The organism is Arthrobacter hankyongi, assembly GCF_022012395.1.
GTDB lineage: Bacteria > Actinomycetota > Actinomycetes > Actinomycetales > Micrococcaceae > Crystallibacter > Crystallibacter hankyongi.
In genome coordinates this window covers 1-19,354 of sequence record NZ_JAKLTQ010000020.1, presented here as the reverse complement: position 1 = coordinate 19,354, position 19,354 = coordinate 1, and the positions used below count along the sequence as shown (strand labels likewise).

General features: G+C 70.0%; 23 protein-coding genes, 7 tRNA genes and 2 riboswitches. Of the genes, 14 read left to right on the top strand and 16 right to left on the bottom strand.

The genetic code is table 11. From position 1 onward, the window contains the following. Nucleotides 1-8 precede the first annotated feature (8 nt). The 14 genes from hisG to LVY72_RS19390 all read right to left on the bottom strand — a co-directional run bounded on the left by hisG (nt 9) and on the right by LVY72_RS19390 (nt 10,917). A complete protein-coding gene (hisG, locus tag LVY72_RS19455) occupies nt 9-851 on the bottom strand; it encodes an ATP phosphoribosyltransferase (RefSeq protein ID WP_237825356.1) in 843 nt (280 codons plus the stop codon). Nucleotides 852-966: 115 nt separating this feature from the next. Beyond that, on the bottom strand, nt 967-1,230 hold the full coding sequence (locus LVY72_RS19450; protein ID WP_237825349.1) for a phosphoribosyl-ATP diphosphatase: 264 nt from the start codon (nt 1,228-1,230) through the stop codon (nt 967-969). A gap of 142 nt (nt 1,231-1,372) precedes the next feature. Beyond that, the gene (gene ribH / locus LVY72_RS19445) at nt 1,373-1,858 is read right to left on the bottom strand and encodes a 6,7-dimethyl-8-ribityllumazine synthase (protein ID WP_237825347.1); all 486 of its coding nucleotides are present in this window, start codon (nt 1,856-1,858) and stop codon (nt 1,373-1,375) included. 48 nt (nt 1,859-1,906) lie between these two features. Next, nucleotides 1,907-2,557 carry a GTP cyclohydrolase II gene (ribA, locus tag LVY72_RS19440; RefSeq protein WP_237825664.1) on the bottom strand — a complete coding sequence of 217 codons (651 nt, stop codon included), beginning with the start codon at nt 2,555-2,557 and terminating at the stop codon, nt 1,907-1,909. 29 nt (nt 2,558-2,586) lie between these two features. After that, nucleotides 2,587-3,231: a 3,4-dihydroxy-2-butanone-4-phosphate synthase gene (ribB, locus tag LVY72_RS19435; RefSeq protein ID WP_237825339.1), complete on the bottom strand. Its 645-nt coding sequence runs from the start codon at nt 3,229-3,231 to the stop codon at nt 2,587-2,589. Further along, nucleotides 3,228-3,872: a riboflavin synthase gene (locus LVY72_RS19430; RefSeq protein WP_237825332.1), complete on the bottom strand. Its 645-nt coding sequence runs from the start codon at nt 3,870-3,872 to the stop codon at nt 3,228-3,230. Before LVY72_RS19430 ends, ribB begins: the two co-directional genes overlap by 4 nt. Before the next feature lie 2 nt (nt 3,873-3,874). Continuing rightward, complete coding sequence (gene ribD / locus LVY72_RS19425; protein ID WP_237825330.1) at nt 3,875-4,969, bottom strand: bifunctional diaminohydroxyphosphoribosylaminopyrimidine deaminase/5-amino-6-(5-phosphoribosylamino)uracil reductase RibD; 1,095 nt, start codon at nt 4,967-4,969, stop codon at nt 3,875-3,877. Further along, complete coding sequence (gene pnuC, locus LVY72_RS19420; protein WP_237825328.1) at nt 4,966-5,655, bottom strand: nicotinamide riboside transporter PnuC; 690 nt, start codon at nt 5,653-5,655, stop codon at nt 4,966-4,968. The genes ribD and pnuC overlap by 4 nt, the downstream gene beginning before the upstream one ends. A gap of 108 nt (nt 5,656-5,763) precedes the next feature. Then, nucleotides 5,764-5,912: riboswitch (FMN riboswitch) on the bottom strand. A 147-nt stretch (nt 5,913-6,059) separates the two neighbouring features. Next, nucleotides 6,060-6,716 (bottom strand): ribulose-phosphate 3-epimerase, encoded by a 657-nt coding sequence (gene rpe, locus LVY72_RS19415; protein WP_237825321.1) that lies wholly within the window; start codon nt 6,714-6,716, stop codon nt 6,060-6,062. A gap of 11 nt (nt 6,717-6,727) precedes the next feature. Next, nucleotides 6,728-8,269, bottom strand: coding sequence for an RsmB/NOP family class I SAM-dependent RNA methyltransferase (locus LVY72_RS19410; protein ID WP_237825304.1), 1,542 nt, complete (start codon nt 8,267-8,269; stop codon nt 6,728-6,730). After that, complete coding sequence (fmt, locus tag LVY72_RS19405; RefSeq protein ID WP_237825662.1) at nt 8,266-9,186, bottom strand: methionyl-tRNA formyltransferase; 921 nt, start codon at nt 9,184-9,186, stop codon at nt 8,266-8,268. Before fmt ends, LVY72_RS19410 begins: the two co-directional genes overlap by 4 nt. 14 nt (nt 9,187-9,200) lie before the next feature. Next, nucleotides 9,201-9,776 (bottom strand): peptide deformylase, encoded by a 576-nt coding sequence (def, locus tag LVY72_RS19400; RefSeq protein ID WP_237825302.1) that lies wholly within the window; start codon nt 9,774-9,776, stop codon nt 9,201-9,203. Between the two features lie 36 nt (nt 9,777-9,812). Beyond that, nucleotides 9,813-10,688, bottom strand: a complete 876-nt coding sequence (locus tag LVY72_RS19395; protein ID WP_237825294.1) for a cytochrome — start codon at nt 10,686-10,688, stop codon at nt 9,813-9,815. A 157-nt stretch (nt 10,689-10,845) separates the two neighbouring features. Continuing rightward, nucleotides 10,846-10,917 (bottom strand) — tRNA-Val (locus tag LVY72_RS19390). Nucleotides 10,918-11,190: 273 nt separating this feature from the next. On the opposite strand from LVY72_RS19390, the gene LVY72_RS19385 reads away from it, so the two are divergent. The 8 genes from LVY72_RS19385 to LVY72_RS19350 all read left to right on the top strand — a co-directional run bounded on the left by LVY72_RS19385 (nt 11,191) and on the right by LVY72_RS19350 (nt 12,913). Next, nucleotides 11,191-11,264, top strand: a tRNA-Gly gene (locus LVY72_RS19385). A gap of 55 nt (nt 11,265-11,319) precedes the next feature. Beyond that, nucleotides 11,320-11,390: transfer RNA gene (locus LVY72_RS19380), tRNA-Cys, on the top strand. 72 nt (nt 11,391-11,462) lie between these two features. Beyond that, a tRNA-Val gene (locus LVY72_RS19375) sits at nt 11,463-11,534 on the top strand. Nucleotides 11,535-11,559: 25 nt separating this feature from the next. Then, a tRNA-Gly gene (locus tag LVY72_RS19370) sits at nt 11,560-11,636 on the top strand. Between the two features lie 62 nt (nt 11,637-11,698). Then, nucleotides 11,699-11,770 (top strand) — tRNA-Val (locus LVY72_RS19365). 25 nt (nt 11,771-11,795) lie between these two features. Further along, nucleotides 11,796-11,872, top strand: a tRNA-Gly gene (locus LVY72_RS19360). Nucleotides 11,873-11,991: 119 nt separating this feature from the next. Then, complete coding sequence (locus tag LVY72_RS19355) at nt 11,992-12,573, top strand: DinB family protein (protein WP_237825291.1); 582 nt, start codon at nt 11,992-11,994, stop codon at nt 12,571-12,573. An 88-nt stretch (nt 12,574-12,661) separates the two neighbouring features. Further along, the gene (locus LVY72_RS19350) at nt 12,662-12,913 is read left to right on the top strand and encodes an antitoxin (protein WP_237825290.1); all 252 of its coding nucleotides are present in this window, start codon (nt 12,662-12,664) and stop codon (nt 12,911-12,913) included. Between the two features lie 95 nt (nt 12,914-13,008). Here LVY72_RS19350 and zapE read toward each other — a convergent pair whose 3' ends face one another. After that, nucleotides 13,009-14,052 (bottom strand): cell division protein ZapE, encoded by a 1,044-nt coding sequence (gene zapE / locus LVY72_RS19345; protein WP_237825660.1) that lies wholly within the window; start codon nt 14,050-14,052, stop codon nt 13,009-13,011. Between the two features lie 203 nt (nt 14,053-14,255). Between zapE and LVY72_RS19340 the strand changes: the two genes are divergently transcribed. The 3 genes from LVY72_RS19340 to ybaK are packed head-to-tail and all read left to right on the top strand — an operon-like array spanning nt 14,256 to nt 16,139. Beyond that, nucleotides 14,256-15,176 carry a sulfurtransferase gene (locus LVY72_RS19340; protein WP_237825288.1) on the top strand — a complete coding sequence of 307 codons (921 nt, stop codon included), beginning with the start codon at nt 14,256-14,258 and terminating at the stop codon, nt 15,174-15,176. A 26-nt stretch (nt 15,177-15,202) separates the two neighbouring features. Then, on the top strand, nt 15,203-15,634 hold the full coding sequence (locus LVY72_RS19335) for a SufE family protein (RefSeq protein ID WP_269092712.1): 432 nt from the start codon (nt 15,203-15,205) through the stop codon (nt 15,632-15,634). A 10-nt stretch (nt 15,635-15,644) separates the two neighbouring features. Then, nucleotides 15,645-16,139, top strand: coding sequence for a Cys-tRNA(Pro) deacylase (gene ybaK, locus LVY72_RS19330; protein WP_237825283.1), 495 nt, complete (start codon nt 15,645-15,647; stop codon nt 16,137-16,139). A 27-nt stretch (nt 16,140-16,166) separates the two neighbouring features. Here ybaK and thiE read toward each other — a convergent pair whose 3' ends face one another. Further along, nucleotides 16,167-16,808 (bottom strand): thiamine phosphate synthase, encoded by a 642-nt coding sequence (thiE, locus tag LVY72_RS19325; RefSeq protein ID WP_237825275.1) that lies wholly within the window; start codon nt 16,806-16,808, stop codon nt 16,167-16,169. Between the two features lie 112 nt (nt 16,809-16,920). Continuing rightward, nucleotides 16,921-17,023, top strand: a riboswitch (TPP riboswitch). Between thiE and thiO the strand changes: the two genes are divergently transcribed. The 3 genes from thiO (at nt 17,019) to LVY72_RS19310 (ending at nt 19,249) form a co-directional block, all read left to right on the top strand. Further along, nucleotides 17,019-18,236, top strand: a complete 1,218-nt coding sequence (gene thiO, locus LVY72_RS19320; protein WP_237825267.1) for a glycine oxidase ThiO — start codon at nt 17,019-17,021, stop codon at nt 18,234-18,236. (Overlaps the previous riboswitch by 5 nt.) Continuing rightward, complete coding sequence (gene thiS, locus LVY72_RS19315; protein ID WP_237825259.1) at nt 18,233-18,472, top strand: sulfur carrier protein ThiS; 240 nt, start codon at nt 18,233-18,235, stop codon at nt 18,470-18,472. The genes thiO and thiS overlap by 4 nt, the downstream gene beginning before the upstream one ends. 3 nt (nt 18,473-18,475) lie before the next feature. Beyond that, on the top strand, nt 18,476-19,249 hold the full coding sequence (locus LVY72_RS19310) for a thiazole synthase (RefSeq protein ID WP_237825252.1): 774 nt from the start codon (nt 18,476-18,478) through the stop codon (nt 19,247-19,249). The last annotated feature ends 105 nt before the right edge of the window (nt 19,250-19,354 follow it).

The window sequence follows — 19,354 nt, the reverse complement described above, 5'->3', positions numbered from 1 at the left end:
GCTCCCGATCAGATCCGGCAGGCGTGGATGGAACTGACCAGGATGGCGCGGGCGCCGATCTCATAGAGTTCGTCCATGATCCGGTTGGTCTGGTTCCGCTTGACCATCGACCGGACCGCCACCCAGTCCGAATCCCGCAGCGGGGAGACCGTCGGGGATTCCAGGCCGGGGGTCAGCGCGGCCGCCTCTTCCACCAGTTCCTTGCGGACGTCGTAGTCCATCATCACGTACTCACGGGCCACGATCACCCCGCGCAGCCGGCGGATCAGCACGTCCAGGCCCTGCGGAGCCTCGCCCGGGCGCCCGATCAGCACGGCCTCGGACTTCAGGATCGGTTCGCCAAAGACCTCCATGCCGGCGGCCTTGAGCGTATTGCCGGTCTCCACCACGTCGGCGATGGCGTCCGCCACGCCCAGGCGCACGGAGGACTCCACCGCGCCGTCGAGCCGGACCACCTTGGCCTCCACGCCCCGGCCGGAGAGGTAGGAGCGCAGCAGCCCGTCGTAGCTGGTGGCCAGCCGCCGGCCGTGCAGCTGCTTGACATCGGAGAACTCGCCGACCGGCCCGGCAAAGCGGAAGGTCGACCCGCCAAAGCCAAGGGTCAGCAGCTCATCGGCGTCGACCTGCGCGTCCAGGAACAGGTCGCGTCCGGTGATGCCCACGTCCAGGGTCCCGGTGCCGACATAGACGGCGATATCGCGCGGGCGCAGGTAGAAGAACTCGATCTCGTTGTCCGGATCCACCATGACCAGCTCGCGGCTGTCGCGGCGCTGGCGGTAGCCGGCTTCGGCGAGCATGCCGGAAGCGGCCTCGGAAAGGGATCCTTTGTTGGGAACTGCAACGCGGAGCATGGGAAAACTTTCTGCAGAAGGAACGGCCGCATCGCGGCCGTCAGGCCAAGGCTGGGCTGAGGCGGAACGCCTGCGCAGCAGCCGTCCGCACAGGCGGACGGCCGGCGGCGTCCCGCTAGAGATGCTTGTAGACGTCTTCCAGGCTCAGGCCCTTGGCCAGCATCAGTACCTGCAGGTGGTACAGCAGCTGGGAAATTTCCTCGGCGGCAGCCTCGTCCGACTCGTACTCCGCCGCCATCCAGACCTCGGCGGCCTCTTCGACAACCTTTTTCCCGATGCCGTGGACACCGGAGTCCAGCTCGGCGACGGTACGGGAGCCTGCGGGGCGCTGCTGCGCCTTCTCGCTCAGCTCGGCAAAGAGGGTATCGAAGGATTTCACGGTTTCAAGGGTACGACAGCTGGAGTCCGCCGCCCCAAACGCCTCCCGGCTATGTGACGGACATCTCGGGACGGATGGGGCCGCAGCTGTCCGCCGGACAGCTGCGGCCCCATTCGTCCCGGTGGGGACGGGTCAGCGTGGTTTAGACGCCGAGGCCCCGCAGGGTTGCGGCGGTGGCCAGCGCGGCGGTGACGGCCTCGTGCCCCTTGTCCTCGGAGGAGCCTTCCAGGCCCGCCCGGTCCAGGCCCTGCTCCTCGGTGTCGCAGGTCAGCACGCCGAAGCCCACCGGTTTGCCGCTGGTGACGCTGACGCTGGTCAGGCCGCTGGTGGCGGCGTCGCAGACATAGTCGAAGTGCGGCGTGCCGCCGCGGATAACGACGCCGAGCGCCACCACGGCGTCGTAGTGCGGGGCCAGCCGGGCCGCGGCCACCGGCAGCTCGAATGCTCCGGGAACCCGGACCAGCGCCGGTTCGGCGATACCGGCCTCGGCGGCGGCGCGCAGTGCGCCGGCCACCAGGCCGTCCATGATGGTGGTGTGCCAGCTGGCAGCGACAATGGCCAGCTTCAGGTCCGCGCCGCCGGTGTTCAGGGCGGTGATGTCAATGGCAGGTGCGCCGTGGCCGCTCATAGGTGGGTTCCTTCTTTCGTGATGGTCTTTCGGGGATGGCTTGCGCGCTCAGCTCTGGCGGACCGGGTTGTCCTCGAGCAGGGCGAGCCGGTGGTCCATGCGGTCGCGCTTGGTCTGCAGGTAGCGGCGGTTGTGCTCGCGTGAAGGGACCTCGGTGGAGACCATTTCCGTAACCGTGATCCCCAGCACCGTCAGCTTGTCGCGCTTGGCCGGGTTGTTGCTCAACAGCCGGATGGAGCTCAGGCCCATCGCCTGCAGGATGGCCGCGGCGGCACTGTAGTCCCGTGCGTCCACCGGCAGGCCGAGCTGTTCGTTGGCCTCCACGGTATCCGCGCCGGCCTCCTGCAGCGCGTAGGCACGGATCTTGTTGGCCAGGCCGATTCCCCGGCCCTCCTGGCCGCGCAGGTACAGCACGGTCCCGCCCTGCTCGGCGATCACGGACAGGGCCTGGTCCAGCTGCTCGCCGCAGTCACAGCGGTAGGAACCGAACACGTCCCCGGTCAGGCACTCCGAGTGCAGCCGCACCAGCGGAGCGGCTGCCGCGGGGACCGGGGAGGTGATGCTCAGGTGCTCCACGCCGGTGGCCGCGTCCGTCCAGGCCCGCGCGGTGAACACGCCGAACGGCGTCGGCAGCTGGACCGCAGGCCCGCCGCTGACGAGCCCGCCGCTGACGGTCCCGTCGGCGGCGTCCGGGCGCAGCCCTTCCCCGCTGCCGGTGGCGACGCGGCTCACGCCGTCACCTCCCCGCCGGCCAGATGGGCCGCCAGGTCCTCGATCGAGACCAGCGGGCAGCCGTACTCGTCGGCAAAGGCGCGCAGGGCCGGCAGACGCATCATGTCGCCGTCGTCATGCACGAGTTCGGCGATCACGCCCACCGGGGCGCGCCCGGCCAGCCGGCACAGGTCCACCGCGGCCTCGGTGTGGCCGCGGCGCTGGCGCACGCCGCCATCGACGGCGCGCAGCGGAAACAGGTGCCCGGGGCGGGTGAAGTCCGCGGCGGTGCTCTTCGGGGACGCCAGCAGCGAGGCGGTCCGGGCGCGGTCCGCGGCGCTGATACCCGTGGTGATGCCCGTCGCGGCGTCGCAGGAGACGGTGTAGGCCGTGCCCTTGGAGTCCTGGTTGACCTCCACCATCGGCGGCAGGCCCAGCTCGTCCGCCCGGCTGCCGGCCATCGGGATGCACACCACGCCGGAGGTGTGCCGCACGGTCCAGCCCATCAGGGCAGGAGTAGAGGCGTCGGCGGCGAAAATAATGTCGCCCTCGTTCTCGCGGTCCTCGTCGTCGACCACCACCACCGGCCGGCCGGCGGCGATGGCGGAGATGGCCAGTTCGATCGCGTCCAGCCGGATGTCCGGTTCCACGGCGGCGCTCATCGCCGGCCTCCTTCGGCTGCGGCGGCCGTGTTCGCGAACGAGAGCAGGCGCTCGGCGTACTTGGCCAGCACATCCACCTCCAGGTTGACGTTCTCCCCGGGCTCCTTCAGGCCGAGGCCCGTTTCGGCCAGCGTGGTGGGGATCAGTCCCACCTCGAACCAGTGCTGCTGGGCGTCCGCCGGGCTGACCGCCGTCACCGTCAGCGACACGCCGTCGACGGCGATGGAACCCTTTTCGGCGATGTAGCGGGCCAGGGCCGGCGGCACCGCGAAGCGCAGCCGCTCCCAGTCGCCCTTGTCCTCGCGCTCGAGCAGGCTGCCGACGCCGTCGACATGACCCTGCACCACGTGGCCGTCCAGCCGTCCGCCGGCGGGCACGCAGCGCTCGAGGTTCACCCCCATCCCGGCGCTCAGCGCGCCGGTGGTGGTCCGCACCAGGGTCTCGCCCATGACGTCCACACTGACCAGGCCGCCCTCGACGGCGACGGCGGTCAGGCACACGCCGTTGACGGCGATGGAGCCGCCCAGCTCGAGGTCCTTGCCGGTGGCCGGGGCGCTGAAGGTCAGCACCGCCGAGTCGGTTTCGGGGTGCGGCACGAGCGAATCCACCGTGCCGCGTTCAGTGATAATTCCGGTAAACATGCCTATGGCCTTTCGTTGTGCCGCGCAAGCGGAAGAGGTTCAAGAGTCAGGCGCAGGTCCGCGCCGAGGGGCCGGGCCGGGCCGGCGGGGTCCCAGCGCCAGCGCGAGGCGTCCGCCAGGCTGGCAATGCCCAGGTCCCCGGTGGACCGCGTGCCGGTTCCGAGCATGAGCGGCGCCAGGTAGAGCACAAGTTCGTCGACGAGGTCGGCCGCGAGGAAGGCGCCGGCCACGGTGGCCCCGCCCTCGATCATCACGTGGCCGGCGCCGCGCGCTGCCAGCTCGCCGAGCACCGCGGCCGGGTCGCGGCCGTCCAGCTGAAGGAACCGGCCGTCGGTGCCGCGCACCGCGGCATCTTCCGGCACCCCGCGCCGGCCGAGCACCACGCGCAGCGGCTGGCGCTCCAGCTCGCGGCCGCCGGCATCCCGGGCCGTCAGCCGCGGATTGTCCGCCAGCACGGTGCCGGTGCCGGCCACGATGGCGTCCACCCGGGCGCGGATGCCGTGGCTGTCCAGCCGCGCCGCCTCGCCGGTGATCCACTGGCTGGTGCCGTCGGCGGCGGCGATCAGCCCGTCCAGCGTCTGGGCGATATGCAAGGTGGTGAAGGGCCGGCCCTCGGCCCTGGCCCGGAACCAGCGCTGGTTCAGCTCCAGGGCCTGCTCCGCGGACAGCCCGCCGCGCACCGCCACCCCGGCGTCGGCCAGGTAGGCGGCGCCGCCGGCCGCCTCGGCGGTCGGATCCGCGGCGGCATACACCACCGCGCCGATGCCGGCGTCGGCAATGGCGGCGGCACAGGGCCCGGTACGGCCGTGATGGTTGCACGGTTCCAGCGTGACCACCATGGTGCAGGCGGACAACTCCGGCAGCGGGCCGTGGGCCCGCAGGCCGGCCAAGGCATCCACCTCGGCATGCGGGGTGCCGGCGCCGCGGTGGTGGCCCACGCTGAGGATCTCCCCGGACGGGTCCAGCACCACGGCGCCCACCAGCGGGTTCGCTCCGCGGGGACCCTGCCGGGCCGCGTCCAGGGCCACCTGCATGGCGTGCGTCTCGGCCGGGGAAAACGCCGTCGGGAACGCCGCGGAGGCAGCCGGCGCGCTCATCGGGCCGCCCCGATGGGGACAGCGTCAGCCGCCGGCCGGGCCTGGACGGCACGGGCCTGCGCCCGGGCCCAGACGAAGAAGCCGGCCACCGTGAAGGCACCGTAGAACAGGTACATGAAGGCGGTGGCGTAATAGCCGGCGCTGAAGAGCAGCGGCACACCCACCACGTCCACGGCGACCCAGATCAGCCAGAACTCCACCCAGCCGCGGGCCATGCCGTAGGTGGCCAGCAGCGAACCGACGAACGTCCAGGCATCGGCCCAGACCGGATCGTAGGAACCGAGCGCGGCGAACAGCGGCGTCAGCGCCACCGTGCCGAGCACCAACGCTGCGGCCAGGCCCAGCCGGGTACGGCCGGAGGCCCAGGCCGGCGTGACGGCGTAGCCGCTGCCGTCGCGGCCCTGGCGCCAGCGGACCCAGCCATAGACGGAGACGGCGATGAACATCACCTGCCGGCCAGCCTGGCCGAGCAGGTTCGCCGTGGAGGCCTCGCCGAAGATCGACCCCAGGAAAACGGTCAGCAGCAGCGCGTTGCCGATGATGCCCAGCGGCCAGGCCCAGATCTTGCGGCGCATGCCGCCGAGGGCGCTGAGGAGTCCGAAAATATTGCCCAGCACCTCGCGCAGCAGCAGTGCGCTGCCGGCCACCGGTATCTGAGCATCAAAGAGCCACCGCAGAAGATCCATGTCGTCCCCTTCCTAAGCCGCGGCGGCTCCGGGGTTACGACAGTGCGGGGCAGGAAGGGATCCGGGCCGCGGTTCAAACCGCAGCCGGTCCGCCTTCGCAAACCGCCTGTACGTGCTTCTCCCATCCAGACTGTAACTGTCGGTACCGGAATTCCACCGGCTCAGCCGCTGCTTCGGACCGCCAGGAGGAGGCCTTCGGCAACGGGTCGCGGACTATAACCGCCGGTTCGGACTTACACCGACCCCGGAGCACGTTTGTACGTTGCCATTGTTCCACACCCGCGGCAGCGCCGTTCACGCGGCGGTAATCCTGTGTAACAGAACACACTCCCCCACCTGATCGACTGGGCGGGTAACGGCCTTTTCAGCGGTGAAAAGGCCGTTACCCGCCCAGTCGATGTAAGTCAGCGCGCGGCGGCTGCCCGCAGCCGGCCGATCGCCTCGTTCGGATCCTCCGCGCCGTAGACCGCGGAGCCGGCCACGAAGACCGTGGCCCCTGCCTCGGCGGCCCGCAGGATTGTTTCCTCGGTGACGCCGCCGTCCACCTGGATGGCTACCGGAAGCCCGGACCCGGCCACGGCCGCAGCCGCCCGGCGGATCTTGGGCAGCGTCACGTCCAGGAACGCCTGGCCGCCGAATCCGGGCTCCACCGTCATGATCAGCAGCAGGTCCATCTCCGGCAGCAGGTCCAGGAACGGTTCGACGGCGGTGGCCGGCCGCAGCGCCATGCCCGCCTTGGCACCCCGGGCCCGCAGCTCGCGGGCCAGCCGGACCGGGGCCGCGGCGGCCTCGACATGGAAGGTCACCGAGGAGACACCGGCGTCGGCATAGGCGGGGGCCCAGCGGTCAGGGTCCGCGATCATCAGGTGCGCATCCAGCGGCACCGGGCTGACCTTCTGGATCCGGGATACCACGGGCAGGCCGATGGTCAGGTTCGGGACAAAATGGTTGTCCATCACGTCCACATGCACGGCATCCGCCGTGTCGATCCGCCGGAGTTCGGCCTCGAGATTGACGAAGTCCGCGGAGAGGATGCTGGGATGGATGCAGCACTGGTTCATTGAAGAAGGGCCTACTTTCGCCTCAGAAGTGCCATGAACATTGCGTCGGTGCCGTGCAGGTGGGGCCACAGCTGCACGGTGGTGCCATCGGTTCCCGGCTCCGCCTGGCCTGCCTGCAGCCTGCCCGGCAGGCTCGCCGCGTCGAGGATGGCCGCGGAGTCGAGCAGCTCCAGGTCCCGGCGCCGGCGCAGCAGGTCCGCGACGACGGCGGTGGTCTCGGCCGGATGCGGCGAGCAGGTGACGTAGGCGACGATGCCGCCGGGGCGGGTGGCTTCGGCCGCCGAATCGAGCAGCTCCCGCTGCAGCGGGCCGAGCTGGGCCAGGTCCGAGGGCTGGCGCCGCCAGCGCGCTTCGGGACGGCGCCGCAAGGCACCGAGCCCGGTGCAGGGCACATCCACGAGGACCCGGTCGAAGCCTGCGGGCTCCAGCCGGCCCAGCTCCCGGCCGTCCCCGGTGCGTACCTCCCACACCGCCGGATCCACCGCCGCCAGCGCCTTGCGGACCAGCTCCGCCCGGTGCCCGGCCGGTTCGTTCGCCAGCAGCGTGGCGCCCGAGCGGGCCGCCAGGGCGCCCAGCAGGGCCGCCTTGCCCCCCGGTCCGGCGCACAAATCAAGCCAGCGCTCGGCCGTAGAACCATCCAGCGGCACCGCGGCGACGGCCCGGGCGATCAGCTGGGAGCCGGCGTCCTGGACCCGCACGGTCCCGGCGCGGACGCTGGCCAGCCGGCCCACGTCACCGCCTGCGTACAGCGCGGAATCCTCCACCAGCTCCCCCGGTTCGGCCCCGGCGTCGATGGCCTCATCGAGGCTGCCCAGCCCGGGCAGCGCCACCAGGTTCACGACCGGGGCGGCATTGTCCGCCTCCAGCAGGGCTTCCAGTTCGTCCACGCTGCGGCCGTGTCCGACCAGGGACTGGCGCAGGGCACGGACTATCCACTCCGGATGGCTGTGCACCAGGGCGGCCCGTTTGACCGGGTCGGTTTCGGTTTCGGTCAGTTCCGCGGTCCAGGTGGCCAGGTCCTTGGCGCTGACCCGGCGCAGCACGGCATTGACCAGCGAACCCGGTCCGGCACCGATCACCGCGCGGGCCAGCCCCACGGTCTGGTCCAGCGCCGCATGCGCCGGCACCCGCATGGCCAGCAGCTGATGGGCGCCGAGCCGCAGCGCGTCCAGGATGGCCGGATCCAGCCGCTCCAGCGGACGGTCCACGCAGCGGGCCAGGATGGCGTCATAGGTTCCCTGCCCGCGCAGCGCCCCATAGGCCAGTTCGGTGGCGAAACCCGCGTCCCGGCGGTCCAGGCGGTGCTGACGGATCCTGGCCGGCAGCACCAGATTGGCGTAGGCGTCGTCGCGTTCGACTGCCCGCAGCACCTCGAAGGCCGCCAGCCGGGCCGGGTCCGCGGCCCGGGTACGCTGCGACGGAGCAGTCTGCGAATACTGCCGGACGCCGCCGCGGTTGCGCTCGCGTCCGGCCTCATTGCGCCGGCGGTGCGACTGCCCGCCGCGGCCACCGCGGCCGTCGCCGCGTCCGTGTGGTGTGTCCTGGCCGTTCACTCGAAGTGCACATCCTCGCGTTGTCCCAAGCCGCGCGCCCAATCCGCGGCGGCCATCATCTTCTTCCCGGCCGGCTGGACCTGGCCGAGCTCTACCGCGCAGGACCCTGTCCCCACCAGCACCCCGGCCTTGCCCGGCAGCACCTGTCCCGGCGCCAGCCCGTCGTCGTCCTGCCGCAGCCGGACGGGACCGAGTTTGAACCGCTGGCCCTCCAGTATGGTCCAGGCCCCGGGTTCGGGAGTGACGCCGTTGATCCGGCGGCGGATGGCCAGGGCCGGCTGCCGCCAGTCGACCCGACCGTCCGCCAGCGACAGCTTCGGTGCCAGCGAAACCTCCCCGGCCTGCGGCACTGCCACCGCCTTGCCTGCCGCCACGGCCGAGAGCGTCTGTGCCAGCAGCACGGCGCCGGACTGCGCCAGCCGCTGCAGCAAGTCCCCGCTGGTGTCCTCAGGCCGCAGGACTTCGGTCAGGGTGCCGTAGACCGGACCGGTGTCCAGCCCCTGCTCGAGCAGGAAGGTGGATGCCCCGGTCAACTCATCCCCGTTGATCACGCTGTGCTGTACGGGCGCGGCGCCCCGCCAGGCCGGCAGCAGGGAGAAGTGCAGGTTGATCCAGCCATGCGGCGGGATGGCCAGCGCGGCCGGCGGGACCAGCCCGCCGTAGGCGACAATCGCCGCAGCATCGGGCCGGCAGGCGGCGATGGCTTCAGCGGCAGCGGCATCGATCCGGTTGGCCCGGATCACCGGCAGGTCCAGTTCCGCAGCACGCGCGGCCACCGGGGACGGGGTCAGGATGCGCTTACGGCCCACCGGGGCATCTTCGCGGGTCAGCACGGCGACGACGTCAAAGCCGGCGTCCAGCAGCCGGTCCAGGGACGGCACTGCCACCGCCGGCGTGCCGGCGAACAGGACCCGCATCGGGCTCTCCGCCGTCACGCCCGGGACTGCCCGAAAGTACCGGCGCCGAAGCCCGAGCCCACGCTGGCCGCACGCTTGGCCGCGGTATCCTCGGCCACCGTGTTGTAGGACGCGTTGCGGATGGCACGCAGCGCCTTCCTGCGGTCTTCGCCGTCGAGCCGGTCCGTATACAGGATGCCGTCCAGGTGGTCCGTCTCGTGCTGCAGGCAGCGCGCCAGCATGCCTTCGCCCTCGACCACCACTCTGTTGCCGTGGATATCCACGCCCGTGGCCCGCGCCCAGCGCCGCCGCCGTACCGGGAAGCCGAGTCCGGGAATGGACAGACAGCCTTCCACGGCGTCGGGCTGGAAGTCCTCGCTGGTTTCCAGCACCGGGTTGATGATGTGGCCGCGGCGGCCGTCGATTCTATACGTAAACACGCGCAGGCTGGCACCCACCTGCGGCGCGGCCAGTCCGGCGCCGTCCACGTCTTCCATGGTCTGGTCCATGTCTTCGACCAGCTTGGCCAGTTCCGGACCAAAATCCGTCACAGGCTCCGCCGTAGTCCGCAGGACCGGATCGCCGATGATCCGGATGCTCAGGATCGTCATTGCTAATGCTTCCTCACTCTTGCTTCAGGCTCCCCCTTAGTCTAGGGCCGCGGCGCCGGCGGCCTCGGGGTGCACAGCCGGCGGGCCGATCGGCAACAGCGCCCGCCCGGCCTCGGCTGCCTGCAGCTGCGTCTCCCAGACGCGGCGCAGCGCACAGAACTTGTACCAGTGGTAGCGCAGCACGGCGGGATTGGCCTGCATCGGCCGCACTTCGGTTTCGCCGACCGCCACGCCCAGCAGGATCGGGTCCGAGCCGTACGCCCAGGGTTCCCAGCTGCCGGCCCCGGCGTCGAGCAGGGACTCCTGTGCCTTCATGCCGGCCACCAGCTGCATCACGACCTTCTCGTCCATCGCCTTGACCTGGCCGCTGCGGTCGGTGCCCTTGGTCTTGAAGTCGATCAGGCACAGCCGGCCGCCGATCCTTGCCACCAGGTCCAGGGTTCCGGCATAACCGACCTCCTGGTTCCAGACGGTGATTTCGGGAACGAGCGGCTCCACACCGTAGAGCTGCCACCATTCGTCGAGCCGGGCCGCGAAGGCGTCCTCCCCGCGGGACCGGAGTTCCTCCCGGGCCTCAGCCAGCTGATGCGGCCGGCCGAGGGCGCGCAGGGCCACCTGCTCGGCATAGAAATGCACCCGGTCCCCTCGCTCGGCGGCCGCGTTCCGGAAACGGTCCGCCGCTGCGGACGCCTCCTTCGCCAGGCTCTTCAACCTGGCCGGGTTCCCGGCCGCCGCGGCCAGCCCAGGGTCGCGGGCGAGGGTGGTCGCTGCCATGTGCCCGGCCCAGCCGCTCATGTCCGAGGGCGCCTGGGAGATCACCGTGGTAATCGACGGCACCGTCGGCGATTCGTTGAGCGAGCGCGAGTACATGCGCCCGTTGGCGGTCTGATGGGCTAGAGCCGGAGAAGTCATACCAAAATCATGTCAGACGGCTGCGACAGCAGATCCAGATACGGTTGACGGTTCCCACCAGGGAACAGGACAAGGTTGGTTATCGGGCAGCGCCCCGCGGCACCAAACGGCACGAAAAGGCCCCCTTCCATGATTGGAAGGGGGCCTTTTCCGTAGGTGGGCGATACTGGGTTCGAACCAGTGACCTCTTCGGTGTGAACGAAGCGCGCTACCACTGCGCCAATCGCCCGGACTCTGCCGCCCCCGTCGGGAACGACCTAGAAAACATTAGCAAACAGATCCCCGGATGCAAAAACGGCCCGCAGCTCCCGCTGGCGTACGCGGGTGGACCCACCGGTCGGCAGGCACCACAAGCCCCTTCGCCGGGCCGGAAATTACACGGCTGTAATCCCCGACGGCCGCGCCAACACGCGGAAGCAAGACCCGATTGGACGAAAGGGCATGCGGTCGGATAGAGTTTTTACTCGTTGGAAACGCGGCAGCCTGCCGTGGATAACCGCATGCGGACGTAGCTCAGCTGGCTAGAGCACCACCTTGCCAAGGTGGATGTCGCGGGTTCGAATCCCGTCGTCCGCTCGCAGATCACTGTAAGTGCCGGCACAGCCGGCGGGTCCTGGAATTCTCAGGCCACGGTGGGGTGGCCGAGAGGCGAGGCAGCGGCCTGCAAAGCCGTATACGCGGGTTCGAATCCCGTCCCCACCTCGTTTGCAGTACCGGAAGTCCCGACGGGGACAGGTCTGCAACCGAAGTACCGTAAGACATTGTGATGGCAATGGGCGATTGGCGCAGCGGTAGCGCGCTTCCCTGACACGGAAGAGGTCACTGGTTCGATCCCAGTATCGCCCACTGGAACGGTTCCGCACCGTTCCGCGCGGACGTAGCTCAGCTGGCTAGAGCACCACCTTGCCAAGGTGGATGTCGCGGGTTCGAATCCCGTCGTCCGCTCCAATTCCGGGGCAACCTTGGAATGCCGCACCGGCGGCCGGGCCTTTCGGATCCGATGCCGGCGCGGGCGATTGGCGCAGCGGTAGCGCGCTTCCCTGACACGGAAGAGGTCACTGGTTCGATCCCAGTATCGCCCACTGGAACGGTTCCGCACCGTTCCGCGCGGACGTAGCTCAGCTGGCTAGAGCACCACCTTGCCAAGGTGGATGTCGCGGGTTCGAATCCCGTCGTCCGCTCCATCCACGAAACAACGGCCCCAGCGGCCGTTTTTTCGTTTAAAGCCGGCCTTGCCCGGGTTCCTTCGCAACGTCCGGGCCAGCATAATGGCGTGGACCGGAATCCATCCGCAGGAGGATCCATGCCCGGCTTTGCCGACCCCCATGACAGCGAGCTCGAGACGCTGCTGGCCTTCCTGGCCCAGCAGCGCTACGTCCTCAAGCTCACGGCGTACGGACTGACCGAGGACCAGCTCAGGCTCTCCCCCACGGCCAGCGCCCTGTCGATCGGCGGACTGGTCAAACACGTCTGCCGCACCGAAGCCCACTGGCTGGAGATCGCACAACAGCAGCCTGCCGCCCTGCAGGCCCGGGACTACGCTGACTACGCGGCTGACTTCCAGCTGGCCTACGGCGAGACGATGGCCGGCATGCTCCAGGAGTATGACGCCGTGGCGCGGCGCACGGAGGCAGCCGCCCGCGCCGCGGATTCACTGGATGCTCCGGTCACCCTGCCGGACGATCCGTGGTTTGCCGGCCGGCGCGAAGGATACTCGCTGCGCTGGGTGCTGACGCATCTGGTCGCCGAAACGGCCCGGCATGCCGGACACGCGGACATCATCCGCGAATCCATCGACGGTGGTACGGCCTTCGAGCTGATGGCCGCCGCCGAGCAATGGCCGGCCACGGACTGGCTCCAGCCCTGGACGCCGGGCAGACAATAGCCCGCTGCCCTGTTCAGCCGCTCTGCCATCTGCCTACCATGGGGCAGGCGGGAGCCCCCGACTCCCCCATGGCAGAAGGGAGGTGGCTGTGTCTGTATTTGACGAGCTCAAGGGCAAGGCCGGACAGCTCAAAGGCAGGGCGGAAAACCTCGTCGGCGGCAACGCCGGAAAATTCAAGGGAGCCGTCGGCAGCGTCGGCGACTTCATCGACAAGAAAACCGGCGGCAAGTACGCCGGCAAGGTTGACAACCTGCAGGCGAAAGCCAACCAGCTGATCAACAAGGCCGAGCGCAACCGCGGCAGTGAGCCCCCGGCTCCCGGCGGGAACCCTTCGGCCTGACCTCGCTCTTCGAGCACGGCAACGGAGGCGCCGGTCCCGCCGGGAGGCGGCACCGGCGCCTTTGCCATGTCCGAGCCTGGAGCGCGCCCCGGTCTTTAGGCGGCGGCCTCGCCCTTCTGCCCCTCGCGCGCCAGCGCGGTGAGCCGGGAAACCGCCCGGAAGTACTTCTTCATGTAGCCGCCGGCCATCATTTCAGGTGTGAAAATCTGGTCGAACGGCACCCCGCTGGCGATGATCGGCACGTCCTTGTCGTACAGCCGGTCCGCCAGCACCACGAAGCGCAGCGCCACGGCCTGCTCGGTAATCGTGGACACGTTATGCCAGGCCACCACGTCGATGCCGTCGATGAACTGCCGGTAGCGGCTCGGATGCACACCCTCCAGGTGCTTGACCAGATCGGTGAATTCGTCCGCCGCCACCACCCTGCCGGAAAAATCGTTGTGGATCTTGCGCTTGAGGTCCAGGTCCGTCATCGGCTCCGGCGCGGCCGGCAGGCCGCGGTGGCGGAAATCCTCGCCGTCGATCCGTACGACGTCGAACTGGTCCGAGAGCACCTGGATCTCGCGCTGGAAGTCCACGGCCGCGAAGCGGCCCTCGCCGAGGGAACCAGGCAGGGTATTGGACGTCGCCGCCAGCTTCACTCCGGCGTCGGCCAATTCGCGCATCAGCCGGGACATCAGCACGGTGTCCCCCGGATCGTCCAGCTCGAATTCATCGATGCAGACCAGTTCGTAGCTGCTCAGGGCGTCCACGGTCTTGCGGAAGGACAGCGCGCCCACCAGGTTCGTGTATTCGACGAAGGTGCCAAACGCCTTGGGCCCGTCCACGGCATGCCAAAGCGAAGCCAGCAGGTGGGTCTTGCCCACGCCGAAGCCGCCGTCGAGGTAGATTCCGGCGCGGCTGTCTGCCTGCTTGCGGCCACCGAACAAGCGCCGCAGACCGGTGGGCTGCTTGTGGTCGACGGCGGCAGCGAAGTCCTTCAGCGAGGCGACGGCGCCGGCCTGCGAGGGCTGCTTCGGATCCGGCCGGTAGCTGGCGAAGGAAACCTCGCCGAAGCGCGGCGACGGGTGGAAACCCTGGAGGAGTTCGTCCACCGACACCTTGGGCGTACGGCGTGAAAGCTGTTCTATCTGGGGCACGCTGGGCTGACCGTTGCCTTCCGTATTCTTGCGCTGCAGGATCATGCTGCGGTGATTTGCCGCCACGAAAACGATACGCTACGGCGGCGCAATTGCGGATTCGCGGCGCAGGCCGGACGGACGCGGGACCGGAAGCAAATGGCGGCCGCGCTGGTTAGGCTAAACAGTAACCAGCCTTCCGCGCACCCTCGAAAGGGACACTAATGCCTGCACCCGCAGAACAGAACGAGAAGTTTTCCGCCTACGCCCAGCCCGCGCGGCTGGTCTCCACCGACTGGCTCGCGGCCAACCTGGGCAGCGGCTCCGTGGTGGTGCTCGAATCCGACGAAGACATCCTGCTGTATGAGACCGGCCACATTCCCGGCGCGCGGAAGATCGACTGGCACACGGACCTGAACGACCCGGTTTCCCGCGACTATATCGACGGCGAACAGTTCGCCGCGGTCGCCGGGTCCCGCGGCATCGGCCGCGATACCACGGTGGTGATCTACGGGGACAAGAGCAACTGGTGGGCCGCCTATGCATTGTGGGTGTTCACCCTGTTCGGGCACGACGACGTACGCCTGCTCGACGGCGGCCGCGACAAGTGGATCGCCGAGGGCCGGGAACTGACCACCGACAAGCCGGAGGTCACCGCGGTGGACTATCCGGTGGTGGAGCGCGACGACGCGCCCATCCGCGCCTACATCGGCGACGTGCTCAACCACTTCGGCAATCCCCTGATCGATGTCCGCTCCCCGGAGGAATACTCCGGGGAGCGCACCACCATGCCTGCCTACCCCGAGGAGGGCACGCTGCGCGGCGGCCACATCCCCAGCGCCGTCTCGGTGCCCTGGGGCCGCGCCGCCGCCGAGGACGGCACCTTCCGCACCCGGGAGGAGCTGGAGAAGATCTACCGCGACGAAGCCGGCCTCGCCGAGGGCGACAACGTGGTGGCCTACTGCCGCATCGGCGAGCGTTCCAGCCACACCTGGTTCGTGCTGAAGTACCTGCTCGGCTTCGAGAACGTGCGCAACTATGACGGTTCCTGGACCGAGTGGGGCAACGCCGTGCGGGTGCCGATCGTCAAGGGCAGCGAGCCCGGCGCGGCCCCCCAGCCGCGGCGCGGGCGGCACGGCGCGTAGAATTATTCCTCGTGACAGTGCAGAACATGCCGGCACAGCTGGCCGAGATCGTCAATGACTTCCAGTCCATGGAGGAATCCGAGCGGCTGGAACTGCTGCTGGACTTCTCCCGGTCGCTGCCGCCGCTGCCAGAGCGCCTGGCGGGCCATCCGGAACTGTTGGAGCAGGTGGTTGAGTGCCAGTCCCCGCTGTTCCTGACCATCGAGGTTGGGCAGGCCCCGGAACGGGCGGTCCAGCTGTACTTCTCGGCACCGCCGGAGGCTCCGACCACCCGCGGCTTCGCTTCCGTGCTGCACGAGGGGTTGAACGGGCTGCCGGCCGAGCAGATCCTGGCCGTGCCCGACGACGTCACCGACCAGCTGGGCCTGACCCGGGCCATTTCGCCGCTGCGGATGCGCGGCATGGCGGCGATGCTCGGGCGGGTCAAGCGCAAAATCCGCGAAGCCACGGCGGCCTAGCGGGCGCGCCATGGCCAAGGCAGCAAAGCACGCGGCGGGAACCCCGGCCACCAAGGTCCTTGTGGCGGCCGGGGTTCCCCATACGCTGCACAGCTACGAGCACGATCCGGCCGTCACGAACTACGGGCTGGAGGCGGCCACCGCGCTGGGCATCGACCCGGCGCGGGTCTTCAAGACCCTGCTGGTTTCGGTGGAGGGTTCCCTGGCCGTCGCCGTCGTGCCGGTCAGCGGCTCGCTGGACTTGAAGAAGTGCGCCGCCGCGCTGGGCGGGAAGCGGGCCGCGATGGCGGACCCGAAGGACGCCGAGCGGCGCACCGGCTACGTGCTTGGCGGCATCTCGCCACTGGGCCAGCGCCACCCCTCCCCCACGGTGATCGATGAAACCGCGCTGGGATTCGCCACCGTTTTGGTGTCCGGCGGGCGCCGGGGCCTGGACCTTGAGCTCGCCCCGGCAGACCTGGTCAGCCTGACCTCGGCTCGTACCGCCGCCATCGCGGCGGGCTGAGCCTTCCCGGCTGGCGGCCGGCCAGGTTCAGAGCGGCGGCAGGGCAGCCAGCAGCCTGCCGGCGGCTTCGGCCGGATCATCGGCCTCGGTGATGGCGCGCACGACGACGACGCGGCCGGCCCCGGCCTCGACCACCTGCTCCACATTGGACAGGTCGATGCCGCCGATGGCGAACCAGGGCCGCCCGCTGCCGGCGGCCTGCACCTGTGCCGCGGCTTCCTTGACCAGCTCCAGGCCCACGGCGGCGCGGCCCGGCTTGGTGGGCGTGGCCCAGACCGGGCCGGCGCAGAAATAGTCGAGGTCCGGCCGGGCCACGGCCGCGGCCACCTGCTCCGGGCTGTGGGTGGACAGACCGATGCCCACCTGCGGACCCACCAGCGAGCGTGCCGACGCCGGCGGCAGGTCCTGCTGCCCGATGTGGAAGACCGGGGCGCCCGAAAGCATCGCGATGTCCGCCCGGTCGTTGACCGCCCAGAGCCTGCCGTGCCGCCGGGCTGCGGTGGCGAGCACGGCCAGCAGCTCCAGTTCCTCGGCGGCTTCAATGGCCTTGTCCCGCAGCTGGATGATGTCCACGCCGCCGGCGAACGCGGCGTCGATGAACGCGGCGAAGTCGCCTTGGCGGGTACGGGCGTCGGTGCACAGGTACAGTCGGGCGGATTCAAGTGGCATGCTCCCCAGCCTAACTGCAGCTTCACCGCAGCGTAGTCGCGAGGGTCCCGTCGCTTCCAGCGGGCGACGGCGCGGCGGCTGCGCCATGGGAGTCGATGCAACTGCTATGGTGAACTTCGACTGCGGGAGCCCGGACGGGCTGAGAGGGCGCACGGCGCCGACCGCTTGACCTGATCCGGTTAGTACCGGCGTAGGGAAGGACAAGGAACTTTGCTCGCACATGCCGGAACCCACGCTCCCGAGGTGGATGTCGCCGTCGTCGGTGCCGGGATCGTCGGCCTCGGGATTGCCTGGGAGGCGGCGAGCGCGGGCCGCAGCGTCCGGGTGATCGACCCGGCCCCGGCAACCGGCGCCACCTTCGCCGCCGCGGGCATGCTGGCGCCGGTCAGCGAATTGCACTTCCAGGAAGAGGACCTACTCGAGCTGACCCTGGCTTCAGCCGCACTGTATCCGGAATTCATTGCACCCTTGGGGGACGGCCCCACCGGCTACCGGTCCACCCGGACGCTGGTGGTCGGTGCGGACGCCGCGGACCGGCAGGCCCTGGCCGATCTGCGCCAGCTACAGCTGAAGCACGGACTGGCGGTGGAACCGCTCGGTGTGCGCCAGGTCCGCAGCCAGGAACCGATGCTCGGACCGCAGCTGTCCTGTGCCTTCGGCATCGAGCAGGATCATCAGGTGGATCCGCGGGTGCTGGCCGATGCCCTGCAGTCGGCGCTGGCCGGCCACGCTCGCCGCCAAGGCTGGCCCGGCTGGCTGGTGCGGGAATCCGCAGCCGGGCTGCTGCACGAAGATCCGACGGACACAACCTCTGCGGTGATCGGCGTCGAACTGGCCGGCGGCAGCACGCTGCGCGCCACGGACGTCATCCTGGCCAACGGATTGGGCACCGCCGACGTCGCAGGACTACCCGCGGGACTGCGGCTGCCGCTGCGGCCCGTTTACGGCGATATCCTGCGGCTGCGCGTGCCCGCCACCCTGCGGCCGCTGCTGACGGCCACGGTTCGGGGCCTGGTCCGCGGCCAGCCGGTCTACCTAGTGCCCCGCGAGGACGGAACGGTGGTGCTGGGCGCCACCCAGCGCGAGGATGGCTCGGCGGCCGTCTCGGCCGGCGGCGCCTACCAGCTGCTGCGGGATGCGCAGGTTCTGGTGCCTGCCGTCGCAGAGCTGGAGCTGATCGAAACGACGGCGCGGGCCCGGCCGGGCACGCCCGACAATGCCCCGCTGCTCGGCCGGGTGGCCGGGCCCGGCGGCGCAGACATCCCCGGACTGATTATCGCCACCGGCTTCTTCCGCCACGGTGTGCTGCTGACCCCCATCGCCGCGCGGATCTGCCGCCTGCTGCTGGATTCGGCCCCGGACCCGGGCTGGGACAGATTCCGGCCCGACCGATTCTCCCGCACCCTAACCGGAAGGAACCCCGCATGACAGCCATCAACCTCAACGGCAGCCCCCGGACCATCACCGCCGGACGGACGCTGGCCGACCTCGTCGGCGAAATCACCGGCAGGGCGCTGGCTGCGGACGGACAGCCCGTGGACGGGGCCCGGCTGGGCGTAGCCGTGGCGCGCAACGCCGAAGTGGTCCCGCGCCGCAGCTGGTCGGCCACCACGCTGGCCGCCGGCGACGACATCGAAATCATCAACGCGGTCCAGGGAGGCTGACAGATGGAAAACGATCCGCTGCTCATCGACGGTGTGGCGCTGGCGTCCCGGCTCATCATGGGTACCGGCGGCGCCCCCAGCCTTGACGGCCTCGACGCCGCGCTGGCGGCCTCCGGGACGCAGCTGACCACGGTGGCGATGCGCCGCTACAGTCCTGGCGCCGGGGACTCGCTCTTCGCGCTGCTGCTGGAGCGCGGCATCCGGGTGCTGCCGAACACGGCCGGTTGCTTCACCGCGCGCGAGGCGGTGCTGACGGCCGAGCTGGCCCGGGAGGCGCTGGAAACCGATTGGGTGAAGCTGGAGGTGATCGCCGACGAGCACACCCTGCTGCCCGACGCCGTCGAACTGGTGGACGCCACCGAGCAGCTGGTGGGGCGGGGGTTCAAGGTCTTCGCCTACACCAATGATGATCCAGTGCTGGCGCTGCGGCTGGAACAGCTCGGCGCCGCGGCCGTGATGCCGTTGGGCGCACCGATCGGTACCGGGCTGGGCATCCTGAACCCGCACAACATCGAGCTGATCGTCAGCCGCGCCGGGGTGCCGGTGGTGCTCGACGCCGGCATCGGCACCGCGTCGGACGCTGCCCTTGCCATGGAGCTTGGGTGCGACGCCGTGCTGCTGGCCACTGCGGTGACCCGGGCACAGGACCCGGTGCGGATGGCCGCCGCATTCCGGCATGCCGTCATCGCCGGCCGGCTGGCCGCGGGAGCCGGCCGGATCCCGCGGCGCGAGCACGCCCAGGCCTCTTCCGCGATGGCCGGACGCCCGGACCTGTAGGTCCGTCTGGGGCGCCCGGCGCCGCTGACCGGCTCGCACCCGGCCCCGCTTCCCCGGTCCGGCGCGGAACTTCCCTGCTTTAGCCTTCAAGCAGTGCCCTCACCT